The following is a 14,899-nucleotide window of genomic DNA, read 5'->3' on the forward strand; positions in this document are numbered from 1 at the left end:
TGTTATGATAGAAAGGGAGTATGGTGATTTATTTTTATTTAGAAATAGGTCATTACAGGAAGGTGAGGTAAAATTTATTGGAAGAAAGAGTTCATAGTATAAGTTTATACAGGATAGTAATATATCTTATAGGTCTGAGTGGAACTTGTTTAGGAGTAGCACTTATAATTGAGAGCAAATTAGGGTTAGATGCTTGGAATGCTGTAATGGCTGGTTTAGATATGCAGACAAGTATATCTTTGGGATTATGGTCGGTGATAGTTCAAAGTAGTTTTTGGATTATAGCATCCATTTTGGATAAAAAAATGAATTTATTATGTATATTTCCAATCCTTTGGAAGGGATTTATGCTTGATGTTTCTAAAGCCTTTGTAAGTTATTTGCCACTTGGGAGCGGACTTGGATTTAATATAGTATTATTTTTTATAGGATATATTATAGTTGGTATGAGTACTGGTATTTATGTTTCAACGGGCTATCCGAAGATGCCAATAGACGGTCTAATGCTTGCAATTTCTAATTTCTTCTCTTGGAAAATGAAGTGGGCAAGGCTATTAATTGAAGTGACAGGTTTTATTGTTATGATTTTAGTTTCAGGACCTTTTGGAGTAGGAACTATAATAATAACATTTACAATTGGATACTTTATATCAATTAGTAAGAAGTTTTCAGAAAAATATATAGTATCTATTTAGCAATAGATATTCTAAATTATAGTAAATAAAAACAGGACTGTTTAATTAAACAGCCCTGTTTATTATAAATTTATATCGTATCAATTAAAGAGAATCTTTAGATCCTAAAACATTGTCTATCTTGTCTTCTACAACACTCTTTATAGAATCTCTACCAGCACCTATGTACTTTCTTGGGTCAAACTGCTTTGGATTTTCTGCCATATACTTTCTAACAGCAGCAGTCATAGATAATCTTAGGTCAGTATCCATATTTATCTTACAAACTGCCATTGAAGATGCCTTTCTTAGCATTTCAACTGGAATACCTTTTGCACCAGCAATATCTCCACCAAATTCATTACAAGTAGCAACAACATTTTGATCAACTGCTGAAGCACCATGAAGTACTATTGGGAAGTTTGGAAGCTTACTTTGAATATCTTCAAGTATATCAAATCTTAACTTAGCTTCTCCCTTGAACTTAAATGCACCATGTGAAGTACCGATAGCTATTGCTAATGAATCAACACCAGTTCTAGTAACAAAGTCAACTGCCTGTTCTGGATCAGTATATTTGTGTACATCTGAAGTTACATCATCTTCAGTACCAGCTAAAACACCTAGCTCAGCCTCTACTGAAACATCAAATTTGTGTGCATATTCAGCAACTTTCTTAGTTAATGCTACATTTTCTTCATAGTCTAGGTGAGATCCATCTATCATAACTGAAGTGAAACCAGCATCTATACAAGTCTTAGCCATATCAAAGTTTGGACCGTGATCCAAGTGAAGTGCACAATCTACACCTATTTCATCAGAAGCAGCCTTTACTAGAGCTACTAAAGTATTTATACCTGCATATTCGATAGCAGACTTAGAAGCCTGTATTATAACAGCAGAATTTCTTTCCTTACAAGCCTGAAGAACACCCTGAAGTTGTTCTAAGTTACTTATATTGAAAGCTCCTATAGAGTAGCCACCTTCATATGCCTTTTTAAACATTTCCTTAGTATTAATTAATGCCATAATATCCTCCTTATGAACTTTTAAAACTTACCCATCAACCTTATTATACCAAAAAAAATATAAATATCTACTATTTTGGTGTAATTTTTGCTATAATTTTGTTGATATTATGATTTTTTTATAGAAAAACAAGTTATTTACTATGAAAACGATATTAAATAAGTATATATATTTAAATAATTGAAAATGCTAGATATTCTGACTATTTTATGATGAACTTTAAAATAATATTCAATATTTAGAAAATATTGAATATTATTGGTATTTTGAGGGGGTGGGTGTGCTATGAATTTTAAAAAAATGAGGGCTAAGGATTTTTTAACATTATTGTTGATGACGGCTATTTCATCAATTATTTATTTATTGCTTAAAAATAACATTGACGATAAGTCTATTATTACATTATTTTCTTATATTTCAATAGTTGCTGGAATTATAGTTTTAATCTTTGCTTTTTTAGAAAGCTATAATGGAGATCCATTTGTAACAGGAAAAACACAGACTATAGGAGTGGTTAATAGTTTTGTTGGTGCAGGTTTTGTCATTTTTTTAGCTGCCTTTAAATATGGTTTAATACAAAGTATAATAATTGTAAATATTTTTATGATAGTTAGTCGAGAATATGGTAGATTTTTAAAAAAAAGTTTTTTAAAAAAATATTTATATAAAGTTGGAACTATCATTAAAGTTTTAAATAACAATAAATATATAATATTATTTGACAATAAGGAAAAAAAGTATATTCAAAAAAAGGTGAAAAAAACGTATCAATAGGTGATATGGTAAAAATAGTTGAAGTAAAAGGTAAGTATCTATATGTAGAAAAAATATAAAAGGTTTATGAGAGATAAAAAATAAAAGTTTTCAAAAGATGATAAATAGTGTACTTTTATATAAGTCAAATAAATATTCAATAAGTATAATTATATTTTTAAAATTATACAGGGGATTATTCCTGCAATATTATTGTTACAAAAAACTGAAACATTAGATTTAGAGGATTGTGAAAATCCTGAAGTATATGATATTATTAATAGAGCTTAAATGCAAGAAAGAGAAGGAATATTGATTTGCGTTAATAACTATTTAAAGATATTTAAAGAATTTATAACAGTTTTTAGCACAATAATTGATAATATTAAATTTTAATAAAATTATATTTTCAATAATAATTGTTGTACCTATTATAGAATATATTAAGTTCTAGTATATTAAGTTTTAGTATATTAAGTTCTAGTATATTAAGTTCTAGTATATAATAGGGAGCTATTATAAGAAATTAATATTTAGAGTTATTAATTTGATTTTGAAAAATACTATTAAAGTAAAAGGTATAAAAATTATGAAAGGGGAGCTATTAGCTTCCCTTTTTACTTGTTTAGCAATCAATTAAAATAAGAGAATTTAATAATCCTAGTTAGCTCTATATCAAATATTAAAATCAGTATATAAAATTTAAAAATTAAATTCTTTATAAAAACTTAAGAATTTTATACGCTATATATTTAGTTTTGCAAGGTATAATAAGTTAAGATAGAAAATTAGTTAGAAAATATTTTATTTTGAAAGGGGTGGCATTATGAAAGTATTGATCTTGACAGCCAAGTTTGGTATGGGTCATTTATCTGCATCAAACTCAATAAGGCAAGATATATTAAAATTTGATAGAAATGCTGATATAAAAGTTATAGACTTATTTGAATACTCTATGCCAGCACTATCAGGATATATATATAAAGGCTTTAATTTAATTGTAAAGTATGCTAAAAATCTTTATGGTTCATATTATTCAGCGAATGACAAAAAGATTGAAAGCAAAGATTTAATAACAAGAAAATTTGCAGCTGATTGCGAGAAACTTTTTGAAGAAGAAAAGCCAGATATAGTAGTTTCAACTTTTCCAGTAGTATCTCAAGGAGTGAGTTATTACAAGGAAAAAACATCTTCTAAAGTTGCCTTGATTACTTGTATAACAGATGTTAGCAGCCATTATGAATGGATTGCAGATCATACAAATAAGTATATGGTTCCTTGTCTAGAAAGTAAAAAAGGATTGATTGAAAAGGGTGTAACAGAGGATAAAATAGTAGTATATGGAATTCCTGTATCAGAGAAGTTTAAAGAAAACTACTATAGCCTATCACATCCAGCAGTAGCAGAAAAGAACTCTAAAATATTGGAGATGTCCAATTACAGAAGGAAAAAAGAACTACTAATAATGGGTGGAGGTCTTGGAGTACTACCTGATAATAGGGAATTTTATGAAAAGCTAAATGAACTTGATGGTGTTCACACAACTATTGTGGCAGGGAATAATAAAGATTTATACAATATCTTATATAATAATTATGAAAATATAACAGTGTTAGCTTATACTGACAGAGTGAGTGAATTGATGCAAGATGCGGACTGTGTAGTAACTAAGCCGGGTGGCATAACAATGTTTGAGGCAATATACTCACTGACACCAATAGTATCATTTTCTACTAAACTTCCAAATGAACTAAAAAATATTGATTTTATACAGGATAATAATTTAGGCATAGTATTAAATGAAAGTGCAGAAAAGAGTATAGAAAGAATAGTTAGGTTCGTAAACAACGATAAAAGGACGGATGAAGTTAGAAAATCAATGAACACATTTGTTCAAAGTCTAGATTCTAGATATTTTGATGAATATGTTAGTGATTTACAGCTTATTGATAAAAAGATAGATAACTTATAGTATAAATAACTAGTTAGATGGCCGTTGATAAAGAAATCTTTAATATAAGAAAAAAGGTTGCCCGATACATCAGGCAACCTTTTATTTTGCACTTTTTAAATTAACTATAAGCTTTATATGAAACTATATAAATAAAGAAGATATTTATATGACTTCTTTATTGAATTGATATGTAGTAGACTAGGTATTGAAGTATAGATCTATTGGCAAAGATAATATTTAGTATATGATGACTTTTGGGCAATTAAAAGTAAATAGGAATAAAAATAAAAAATGCTCTATAAGTAAAAATTAACAGCAGAAAAGAATAAAATGTAGAAGTGAAAAAAGCAAAAGTAAAAGAAATATTATAGAAGTGAAAAAAAATTTATAAAAATAAAAGCAAATATTATAGAAGTGAAAGTAAGGAGATGTTGTGATATGTTTATTTTGAAAATTATATTGGGAGTTTCTTCCCTATTTATATTACATTCGATAATACCAACTTATTATAATAAAAAAATAAATAAAAAGGCAATTAGAAAGACAAAAAATAAAAATGAAATAATGTTGACCTTTGATGATGGACCAGACGAAAGATATATATATAAGCTTGCGAAAGTTCTAGAAGATAATGATGTGCATGCAACTTTTTTTATGGTTGCTCAAAATGCTCAAAAAAATCCTGAAATAGTAAAGTTTCTTCAAAAAAAGGGACACAAGATAGGGCTTCATTCTTGGCAACATAAAAATGCTATGCTATATAGTTATTTTTATACAAAAAAAGATTTTGAAAACAGTACATATATAATGAAAAAACTAGGTGTAGAGGATTTATTTTATAGACCTCCTTGGGGTCATACTAATATATTTTCATTAAATTTTGTCAAAAAATATAATATGAAACTGATATACTGGGATGTTATGGCAGAAGACTGGAGCTCTAAGAGTACTCCAGACATGATTTATGAAAAGTTGATGCTAAGAACAAGCTCAAATAGCATAATTTGTTTACATGATGCAGGAGAGAATTCAGGTGGAGCAAAAGATGCACCTTTAAATACTATTGAAGCTTTAAAAAAGGCAATACCAAGTTTAAAGGAAAAGGGATACAAGTTTGTTTTACCAGAATAAAAAATAAGGAGAAAATATGGAAGGATTACAGAATAAAAAAAGTCAGCTATTAGGTATAGGATTTATACTTATATTAATGATAGCCTCTATAATGTATGTCTTAAAAGATGAGTCTATAAATAGTGTTATGGCAGCAATACATTCTGTTAAGGCAGGCTATATATTAATTGCCATAGCCTTGATGTTGGGATATATAATTTGTGAAGGAATAAATATCTGGATAACAATGAGGGCTTTGAACAAAAAAACTAGTATAAAAGATTGTATTGAGTATGGTTTTGTAGGATTTTACTTTAGTTCAATCACACCCTCATCTTCTGGAGGTCAACCAGCTCAGGTATATTTTATGAATAGAAAAGGAATATCTATCACTTCCTCATCTTTAGGCTTGATGATATTACTTTTTGCCCATCAATTAGTTGTTATGCTATATGGTTTAATAGCACTTTTTATTAAACCTGAATTTATGGTTTCGCACAAGGCAGGTTTTCACTTGCTTTTAGCATATGGATTAATATCAAATGCAATAATTTTATTTGGTATATTGTTTTTAATATTTTCACCAAAAGTAGTCTTTAAAATATTAAATACAATGGGAAAACTTCTTTATAAGATTAGAATCATAAAAAATAAAGATAAGTTAAGAGAAAAGATTTCTCAGTCTTTAGAGGAGTACGAGCGTGGTGCTATATATATGAAAGAAAATCCAAAGATATTACTTTATGTGATATTAGTGACTATATTACAAATAACTATGTTGTTTGCTATACCTTATGTAATATATTTAGGTTTTGGACTTAGAAAATTTTCTATGATGGATTTAATATTGACTCAGGCAATCTTAAATATTGCAGTTTCATCACTTCCTCTTCCAGGAGCGGTAGGAGCAAGCGAATCAGTTTTTGTAGATATGTTTAGAAATTTCTTTGGAAGTTTAGTAGTTCCAGGTATGCTTTTAACCAGAATTGCAAACTTCTACATTGTTTTGATAATAAGTGGAATAGTGTCCTTAATTTCTTATATTAGAAAGTAGATAGAAGTATATTTTTAAAAGTGAGCTTCTAATATGACAAGAGTTATTCTATATTAAAAAACAAACAGAAAGCAACTTAAAAATATAATAAAAGATAAAAAAAGAGTGTATTAATATATAAATTAAAGTATTATAAATTTAATAATCTAAAAACTTGATAAGCTATTGTAAGAACCAAGCAATATTAGTATAATATTGCTTGGAACTAAGTAGCGATATTTTATCTATTTAAAAATTGGCAAGCTTCATCACTAAGAAAGTGTGGGAGCTATTTTTATATGTATGGCAAGCCTAATATAGAGAATCTTTTTAACAAAATGATAGATAAATATAGATGAAATTTATATATTAAGAGCTTTAGTTATTTATAAAACATATAAGATATCTATTAATATTATAAATATTGATTAGTTATGTTATAATAAATTGTGTATAAAAATATTATGAATAAGAAAAAAACGAGCTATTATAAGTAAATTTGAGTATATTTGTATATTATAAAATTTTAAAACATAAAAACAAAAAAATATAAAAGTGTTGATAAGTAATAAAAAAAAGTTGAGTTCATAAAAAAGTTTGTTTAAATGATAATTAACGAAAATTTTAGTAGAAGGAGAGTGATTAAATGGCGTTGGAAAATAAAATTAGTCAAACCTTAGCACAAAAAATGACAATTTCAAATAACTTGGTTCAATCGCTAAAGGTGCTGAATATGGGACGTCATGAATTGGAAGAGGCTGTAGAGTTGGAATCTGAGTCGAATCCTCTACTGGATGTAAGTATAGACAAAAATGAGGTAGACTGGGAAAAGTACTTTAAAGATGAAAGAGGATCTTTTAGATTTGACAAAAATGAAGTTGCCTACAATGCAGACGATGAGTTTGATTTTGAAAATATGACGATGAGTGTAGATACTCTCTATGACAGTTTATATGCTCAAATTAGTATGATGAAAGTATCTTTCTATCAAAAAAATATTTGTAAATATCTTATTGATAGCTTGGATAGAGATGGTTATCTTAGAGAAGACGAAGAAATAATAAAAAAGAAACTTCATATTAGCAGTGATTTTTTTAGGGAGTGTTTAGAAATAATACAGTCCCTAGAGCCTGCAGGGATAGCTGCTAGAAATCTCCAAGAATGTATAATACTTCAGATGAGAAGAAATGGAATATATAGTGAAACTTTTGAAGAGATGATAACAAAAGATTTGAATCTAATTGCAAATATGAATATACAGCAGCTTTCATCTAGATATAGATTGAAAAAAGATGAGGTAATTGAATTTATTAAATATATTAAGAGTTTGGATCCTAAGCCTACTGGAGATTATTATGACGAGACTACAGTATATGTATATCCTGATGTTATAGTAAAAAAGATTGATGGGAAGTCAGTTGCAGTGGCTTATAATGAAAAGAGAATGAGCTTGAGTGTCAATCCTTATTACAAAGATTTATTAATGAATACTGATGATAAGGAAGCAAAGCAGTATATAAAAGAAAAACTTAATTCAGCAAAAAAAATGATGAATGATGTTTCTGAGAGAAATACAACTGTAGTAAATATTGCTAATATGATAATAGATGCCCAGAGAGGATTTTTTGATAATGATGAAGATCTAAAACCTCTTATGATGACAGAAATAGCAGAAATATTAGATTGTCATGTCTCTACAATAAGTAGAGGAGTAAGTGACAAGTATATGATTACAGAAAAGGGAATGTTTGAATTAAAATATTTCTTTACAAATGCATATGTTAAAGAAGATGGTAATACAGTATCTTCAAATTCAATAAAGGACAAAATAAAGCATATAATTGATAATGAAGATAAAAAGAAACCACTTAGTGATAAAAAGATAGAAGACTTACTTAAAGAAAAAGGCGTCGATATAGCTAGAAGAACAGTTGCAAAGTATAGAGAGGAACTAGGATATTTAGGATCTTCAAAAAGAAAAGAGCTTTAAAACTTTTAAAAAATACAAGAATTATAAAAAAACAAAAAATATTTCATTTAATAGCAAGTATATGACAAATATACTTGCTATTTTTTTATTAAAAGTGTATTATTTACATATAGGGACTTATAGCGACCCTGTATTTGATTAAAAAACACAAAAAATATAAAAATGGTGAAATGATTGAAATAACGGGTATATATATGATATATGGGATAGATTTAACTTTCATTTAACAAAAAAATGAAAAAAATTCAAAAAAGGTATTGAACTTTTTGTCCCACAAGTATATAATCATAGATGTGGGACAGATAATGAATATCTGGGACACATAACAACCCGTATTTTTTAGAAAAGAGGGCGAGAATGAATAGTTTGATAGAGGTTCAGAAAAAAATTATTCCTCAAGCGATAGAGTTGATGGAAAAAAGATATGCAATACTAAGGCAAATATCAATTAGTCAACCTATTGGAAGAAGAATGTTATCTAATATACTTGATTTGAGTGAGAGAACTACAAGAACAGAAATTGACTTTCTAAAAGAGAAGAAGCTTATAGATATAGCAGTATCTGGTATGACTATCACAGATGAAGGAAAAGAAATATTAGAAAAGTTGGATTCAGTGATGGGAGAAATCATGGGAATATCTGACTTGGAGATTAAGTTGAGGGACAAATTAGGAATAAATTATGTGGTAATATCCAAAAAAGTAAATGAATCAAAGGATATGATTACAGATGGAGTTGCAAAATCAGCAGCAAAGTATATTTTAAAAAATCTAAACCCTCACGACAAGATAGCTATAGCGGGTGGTACTACAATGAGACAAGTTGCATATAATCTTAAAAGTGATAAAGCTTATGAAGTAGATTATAGTAATTTAATAGTAATGCCTACTAGAGGAAGCGTTGGATCCGATATAGAAATTCAGGCCAATAGTATAGCAGCATCATTTGCAAAAAACTTAGGTGCACAAGTAGAATTTTTATACGTACCAGATGAACTAGATGGAAGTGCCAGAGAAACACTGATGTCTATACCAGATGTGAAAAGAACTCTTGATCATTTAAGAGTATCGGACAAGGTGATATTTAGTATAGGTAGAGCAGATGTTATGGCAAAAAGAAGAGGAATGTCTTATGAAGATATTGAAAAGCTTAAAGCAAAAGGTGCAATAGGAGAGGCCTTTGGATACTATTTTGATAAAAATGGTGAAATTGTAATGAAGCTAAATACAGTAGGAATTGATATAGACATGTATAAAAATGCAAAAGACTCTATAGTAGTATTTGCAGGTAGTGATAAGGTTGATTCTTTCTTAGCACTTTATAAACTCAACAAAAATCTAACTTTGATAACAGATGAGGATAGTGCAAAAGAAATATTAAATAAATTATCAGAAGAAACAATATAAGAAAGCAAACAATATTTTAAATTTTAAATAAAACAAATTTTTGGAGGTATTAGATATGGTAAAGGTAGCAATCAATGGATTTGGTAGAATAGGTAGATTAGCATTAAGAAAGATGATAGAACAAAGTGATAAGTTTGAAGTTGTTGCAATAAACGACTTAACAGATGCACATACACTAGCACATTTATTTAAGTATGATACAGCACAGGGTAGATTCGATGGTGAAATAACTGTTGAAGAAGGTGCTTTTATAGTAAACGGTAAGGAAATAAAGGTTATATCAGAAAGAAATCCTGAAAATCTTCCATGGGGAGAATTAGATATTGATATAGTACTAGAATGTACAGGTCTATTTGCTTCAAAGGAAAAGGCTGAAGCACATATAAAGGCAGGTTCAAAGAAGGTTCTTATATCTGCACCAGCTACAGGAGATCTTAAGACTATAGTATACAATGTAAACTCTGATATAATAGATGGAAGTGAAACAGTAGTTTCAGGTGCATCTTGTACTACAAACTGTCTAGCTCCAATGGTTAAGGTATTAAATGATAAGTTTGGTATAGCTGAAGGTCTTATGACTACTATCCACGCTTACACAAATGACCAGAATACTCTAGATGGCCCACACAAGAAGGGTGATTTAAGAAGAGCTAGAGCAGCTGCAGAAAATATAGTTCCTAACACAACAGGTGCTGCAAAGGCAATAGGCCTTGTAATACCAGAATTAGCAGGTAAGCTTGACGGTGCTGCACAGAGAGTTCCAGTTCCAACAGGTTCAATAACTGAATTGGTTTGTGTACTAGATAAGAACACTTCAGTAGAAGAAATCAATGCTTTAATGAAGGAAGCTTCAAATGAATCTTTCGGATATACTGAAGAGCAGTTAGTATCAAGTGATATAGTAGGTATTAGCTATGGTTCATTATTCGATGCAACACTAACAAAGGTACTAGAAGTAGGTGGAAAGCAGTTAGTTAAGACTGTTGCTTGGTATGACAATGAAATGTCTTATACTTCTCAGTTAATAAGAACATTAGGATTATTAGGAAGCTTAGCTAAGTAATAATAAGCAAAATTAAAATTAATCTGGACTAAAGTTTATATTTAAATATATAAGCCTTGATAAAATCCAGTAATTAAAAGTCCGAGAATATAGATTTCTATTGCCTCGGACTTTTTTTAAAAGATTAATTAAAAATTATTTTTTAAACATAACTTATTTTATAAATGATATTTTTATATGTGCTATGCTAATATCGTAAAAATATGATATAATTACTCATATATGCGCTTTAGTATATCTAATGAGGCTTTTGGAAGCTTTTTAAAAATATATAGTATGTAATATAGTAGATAATATAATAAATAATATGTTTAACATAATGTGAAGGAGATTTTTTATGACAATGCTTAACAAAAAAACTATTGAAGATATTAATGTGAAAGGTAAAAAATGCTTAGTAAGATGTGATTTTAATGTGCCACTAAAGGACGGAGAAATAACAGACGAAAATAGATTAGTAGGTGCAATGCCAACAATTAAGTACTTGGTAGAAAATGGGGCAAAAGTTATTCTTTGCTCACACCTTGGAAAGCCAAAGGGAGAAGCTAAGCCTGAACTTACTCTTGCTCCAGTAGCCAAGAGACTATCTGAAATGCTTGATAAAGATGTAGTCTTTGCGGCTGATGATAATGTTGTAGGAGAAAATGCTAAAAAGGCTGTTTCAGAAATGAAAGATGGCGATATAGTACTTCTAGAAAACACTAGATATAGAATAGAAGAAACTAAGAATGAAGAAAACTTCTCAAAAGAACTTGCTTCATTGGCAGATGTATTTGTAAATGACGCATTTGGTACAGCACATAGAGCTCACTGCTCAACTGTAGGTGCTGGAGAATTTTTAGATGAAAGAGTTTGTGGATATTTAATTCAAAAGGAAATAGATTTCTTAGGATCAGCTGTTGAAAATCCAAAGAGACCTTTCTTGGCAATATTAGGTGGTGCAAAGGTTAGCAGCAAGCTTGGAGTTATCAACAACCTTCTTGAAAAGGTGGATACTTTGATAATAGGTGGAGGTATGGCATATACATTCATCAAGGCACTAGGTCATGAAATAGGAACTTCTTTATTAGAAGAAGATAAAATAGATTATGCAAAGGAAATGATGGCAAAAGCTGAAGAAAAGGGTGTAAAGCTATTATTACCAGTAGATGTAGTATATGCAGATAAGTATGCTGAAGATGCTACAGCTCATATATCTGAAGGAAGAGATATACCAGCAGATTGTATGGGATTAGATATAGGACCAAAGACAAGAGAAATATTTGCAGAAGCAATAAAATCATCAAAGACAATAGTTTGGAATGGACCTATGGGAGTATTTGAATTTGAAAACTTTGCAAAGGGAACAAAGGCTATAGCAGAAGCTATGGCAAGTACTGATGCGACTACTATAATAGGTGGAGGAGACTCTGCAGCAGCTGTAAATCAGATGGGATTCGGTGATAAGATGAGCCATATATCAACAGGTGGTGGAGCTTCACTAGAATTTTTAGAAGGAAAAGAACTTCCTGGAATAGCAGCACTTGACAATAAATAATAAAAAATAAGAATTAGTATATAGATGAAGGAGACTTGATATGAGAACAGCAATAATAGCAGGAAACTGGAAAATGAATAAAACTATAAAGGAAGGTCTTGAATTTATAGAAGGAATCAAGGGTAAAACAGAAGGTAATGCAGAAGTTTTGATATGTGCACCTTTTACTTTACTAAAAGATTTAAAGGAAGCTACAAAGGGTACTAATATAAAGATAGGAGCTCAGAATATGCACTATGAAAATTCAGGAGCTTTTACAGGTGAAGTAGCAGCAGCAAACCTTGTTGAGTTAGAAATGGACTATGTAATTATAGGACATTCAGAAAGAAGACAGTATTTCAATGAAACTGATGAAAGCTGTAACAAGAAGGTTTTAAAGGCTATAGAAGTAGGAATAAACCCAATACTTTGCTGTGGTGAGACTCTTGAAGAAAGAGAAGCAAATAAGACTATAGAAAAGGTAAAGGGACAAATAGAAAAGGGTCTAGCAAATGTAGACTCAAAAGATATAGAAAAAGTAGTAATTGCTTATGAACCAATATGGGCAATAGGAACAGGTAAGACTGCTACAGCTGAACAGGCAAATGAAGTTATTTCTGAAATAAGAAATGTTGTAAGAGCTATGTTTGGTGATTTAGCAGATAAGGTTAGAATTCAGTATGGTGGAAGTGTAAAGCCTGCAAATGTAGCTGAAATAATGGGACAGTCTGATATAGATGGAGCATTAGTAGGTGGAGCATCATTGAAGGCAGAAGATTTCTTAGGATTATTAAAGTTTTAAATTAAGTTGTAAAGGAAGATTATTATGAAAAAACCAGTAGTTTTAACAATAATGGATGGTTTTGGATATACAGCAGAAACAGAAGGTAATGCAATAGCACTTGCTGGAACACCTAATTTGGATGCTTTGTGTAAAGAGTATCCACACACGCTAATAAATGCAAGTGGATTAGACGTTGGTTTGCCAGACGGTCAGATGGGAAACTCTGAAGTAGGTCATACCAACATAGGTGCTGGTAGGGTTGTATATCAAGAGCTAACAAAGATATCAAAAGCAATAGTAGATGGAGATTTCTTTACAAATTCAGTGTTATTATCAGCAATGGAAAATGCAAAGGATAAAAATCTTCATATATTAGGACTTTTATCAGATGGTGGTGTCCATTCACATATAGATCATCTGAAGGCTGTATTAGATATGGCAAAGAAGAATAATGTTTCTAATGTATATGTACATGCATTTATGGATGGTAGAGATACAGATCCTCAAAGTGGGAAGACTTACATAGAAGAACTTCAGGCATATATGGATCAGATAGGGTTAGGTAAATTTGCCAGTGTATCTGGAAGATATTATGCAATGGATAGAGATAAGAGATGGGATAGAGTTGAAAAGGCCTATGAAGCAATAGCAGATGGCAAGGGGAACTATTCAACATCGGCACTTCAGTGTATAAATGATTCTTATGCAGAAGGTGTAAATGACGAATTTGTAGTACCTACAGTTATTACAGAAGATGAAAAGCCAGTAGCAAAGCTTGAAGAAAATGATTCAGTAATATTTTTTAACTTTAGACCAGATAGAGCAAGAGAAATCACTAGAGCAATAACAGATAGAAAGTTTGATGGTTTTAAGAGAAATTTAATTACTACTAAGTTTGTTTGTATGACTACATATGATGCAACTATGGAAGATGTAAGTGTTGCTTTTGGACCAGAGAGCATAGTAAATACTCTAGGAGAGTATCTATCTGAAAATAATAAAAATCAGCTAAGAGCTGCAGAAACAGAGAAGTATGCTCATGTTACTTTCTTCTTCAATGGAGGTAAGGAAGAGCCATACAAGGGAGAAGATAGGATATTAATTCCTTCTCCAAAGGTAGCTACGTATGATATGCAACCAGAAATGTCTGCATACGAACTTCTTGAAAAGCTACTAGCAGCACTTGATGAAGATAAGTATGACTTTATAGCAGTGAACTTTGCAAACCCTGATATGGTAGGTCATACAGGTGATATAGCTGCAACAGAAAAAGCAATAAAGACAGTGGATGAATGTGTAGGAAAATTATTTGAGAAAGTTCTTAGCTTGGGAGGCAGCGGTATAATAACAGCTGATCACGGTAATGCAGAACTTATGATAGATAGATTAACAAAAAGACCTATAACATCACATTCTACTAATCCTGTTCCATTTATAGTAGTTGGTGAAGAGTTTAAAAATCATAAACTACTAACAGATGGTAGATTATCTGATATTGCTCCAACAGTTTTATCTATGATGAATTTAGATAAGCCTGAGGAAATGACAGGTCACAGTTTAATAAAATAATCTGTGAATTATAAAGC

At 30.0% G+C, this 14,899-nt stretch carries 12 protein-coding genes; 11 read left to right on the forward strand and 1 reads right to left on the reverse strand.

Translation table 11 applies throughout. The features are described 5' to 3' along the window. The first annotated feature begins 77 nt into the window (after positions 1 to 77). Positions 78 to 695 carry a YczE/YyaS/YitT family protein gene (locus UF10_RS01165; protein ID WP_106776021.1) on the forward strand — a complete coding sequence of 206 codons (618 nt, stop codon included), beginning with the start codon at positions 78 to 80 and terminating at the stop codon, positions 693 to 695. Between the two features lie 84 nt (positions 696 to 779). Here UF10_RS01165 and fba read toward each other — a convergent pair whose 3' ends face one another. Continuing rightward, a complete protein-coding gene (gene fba, locus UF10_RS01170) occupies positions 780 to 1,703 on the reverse strand; it encodes a class II fructose-1,6-bisphosphate aldolase (RefSeq protein WP_106776022.1) in 924 nt (307 codons plus the stop codon). Between the two features lie 285 nt (positions 1,704 to 1,988). On the opposite strand from fba, the gene UF10_RS01175 reads away from it, so the two are divergent. The 10 genes from UF10_RS01175 (at position 1,989) to gpmI (ending at position 14,882) form a co-directional block, all read left to right on the forward strand. Continuing rightward, positions 1,989 to 2,477 carry a hypothetical protein gene (locus UF10_RS01175; protein ID WP_106776023.1) on the forward strand — a complete coding sequence of 163 codons (489 nt, stop codon included), beginning with the start codon at positions 1,989 to 1,991 and terminating at the stop codon, positions 2,475 to 2,477. A gap of 805 nt (positions 2,478 to 3,282) precedes the next feature. Then, positions 3,283 to 4,428 carry an MGDG synthase family glycosyltransferase gene (locus UF10_RS01180; RefSeq protein WP_106776024.1) on the forward strand — a complete coding sequence of 382 codons (1,146 nt, stop codon included), beginning with the start codon at positions 3,283 to 3,285 and terminating at the stop codon, positions 4,426 to 4,428. Positions 4,429 to 4,848: 420 nt separating this feature from the next. Then, positions 4,849 to 5,541 carry a polysaccharide deacetylase family protein gene (locus UF10_RS01185; protein WP_106776025.1) on the forward strand — a complete coding sequence of 231 codons (693 nt, stop codon included), beginning with the start codon at positions 4,849 to 4,851 and terminating at the stop codon, positions 5,539 to 5,541. 16 nt (positions 5,542 to 5,557) lie between these two features. Further along, a complete protein-coding gene (locus UF10_RS01190) occupies positions 5,558 to 6,574 on the forward strand; it encodes a lysylphosphatidylglycerol synthase transmembrane domain-containing protein (RefSeq protein WP_106776026.1) in 1,017 nt (338 codons plus the stop codon). 625 nt (positions 6,575 to 7,199) lie between these two features. After that, positions 7,200 to 8,543: an RNA polymerase factor sigma-54 gene (rpoN, locus tag UF10_RS01195; RefSeq protein ID WP_106776027.1), complete on the forward strand. Its 1,344-nt coding sequence runs from the start codon at positions 7,200 to 7,202 to the stop codon at positions 8,541 to 8,543. 357 nt (positions 8,544 to 8,900) lie between these two features. After that, on the forward strand, positions 8,901 to 9,950 hold the full coding sequence (locus tag UF10_RS01200; RefSeq protein WP_106776028.1) for a sugar-binding transcriptional regulator: 1,050 nt from the start codon (positions 8,901 to 8,903) through the stop codon (positions 9,948 to 9,950). A 55-nt stretch (positions 9,951 to 10,005) separates the two neighbouring features. Further along, on the forward strand, positions 10,006 to 11,013 hold the full coding sequence (gene gap / locus UF10_RS01205) for a type I glyceraldehyde-3-phosphate dehydrogenase (RefSeq protein ID WP_106776029.1): 1,008 nt from the start codon (positions 10,006 to 10,008) through the stop codon (positions 11,011 to 11,013). A gap of 337 nt (positions 11,014 to 11,350) precedes the next feature. Beyond that, the gene (locus UF10_RS01210; RefSeq protein ID WP_106776030.1) at positions 11,351 to 12,550 is read left to right on the forward strand and encodes a phosphoglycerate kinase; all 1,200 of its coding nucleotides are present in this window, start codon (positions 11,351 to 11,353) and stop codon (positions 12,548 to 12,550) included. Between the two features lie 40 nt (positions 12,551 to 12,590). After that, positions 12,591 to 13,331, forward strand: coding sequence for a triose-phosphate isomerase (gene tpiA, locus UF10_RS01215; protein ID WP_106776031.1), 741 nt, complete (start codon positions 12,591 to 12,593; stop codon positions 13,329 to 13,331). Between the two features lie 24 nt (positions 13,332 to 13,355). Next, on the forward strand, positions 13,356 to 14,882 hold the full coding sequence (gene gpmI / locus UF10_RS01220) for a 2,3-bisphosphoglycerate-independent phosphoglycerate mutase (protein ID WP_106776032.1): 1,527 nt from the start codon (positions 13,356 to 13,358) through the stop codon (positions 14,880 to 14,882). Positions 14,883 to 14,899: the final 17 nt, after the last annotated feature.

The organism is Peptostreptococcus russellii, from assembly GCF_003012055.1.
In the GTDB taxonomy this organism is placed as follows: Bacteria; Bacillota; Clostridia; order Peptostreptococcales; family Peptostreptococcaceae; genus Peptostreptococcus; species Peptostreptococcus russellii.

What these genes read in the sequence shown, in the direction of transcription:
- rpoN (WP_106776027.1), top strand. Translation starts at nt 7,200, where the DNA reads ATGGCGTTGGAAAATAAAATTAGTCAAACCTTAGCACAAAAAATGACA.
- gap (WP_106776029.1), top strand. Translation starts at nt 10,006, where the DNA reads ATGGTAAAGGTAGCAATCAATGGATTTGGTAGAATAGGTAGATTAGCA.
- tpiA (WP_106776031.1), top strand. Translation starts at nt 12,591, where the DNA reads ATGAGAACAGCAATAATAGCAGGAAACTGGAAAATGAATAAAACTATA.
- UF10_RS01180 (WP_106776024.1), top strand. Translation starts at nt 3,283, where the DNA reads ATGAAAGTATTGATCTTGACAGCCAAGTTTGGTATGGGTCATTTATCT.
- UF10_RS01175 (WP_106776023.1), top strand. Translation starts at nt 1,989, where the DNA reads ATGAATTTTAAAAAAATGAGGGCTAAGGATTTTTTAACATTATTGTTG.
- UF10_RS01190 (WP_106776026.1), top strand. Translation starts at nt 5,558, where the DNA reads ATGGAAGGATTACAGAATAAAAAAAGTCAGCTATTAGGTATAGGATTT.
- UF10_RS01210 (WP_106776030.1), top strand. Translation starts at nt 11,351, where the DNA reads ATGACAATGCTTAACAAAAAAACTATTGAAGATATTAATGTGAAAGGT.
- fba (WP_106776022.1), bottom strand. Translation starts at nt 1,703, where the DNA reads ATGGCATTAATTAATACTAAGGAAATGTTTAAAAAGGCATATGAAGGT.
- UF10_RS01200 (WP_106776028.1), top strand. Translation starts at nt 8,901, where the DNA reads ATGAATAGTTTGATAGAGGTTCAGAAAAAAATTATTCCTCAAGCGATA.
- gpmI (WP_106776032.1), top strand. Translation starts at nt 13,356, where the DNA reads ATGAAAAAACCAGTAGTTTTAACAATAATGGATGGTTTTGGATATACA.
- UF10_RS01185 (WP_106776025.1), top strand. Translation starts at nt 4,849, where the DNA reads ATGTTTATTTTGAAAATTATATTGGGAGTTTCTTCCCTATTTATATTA.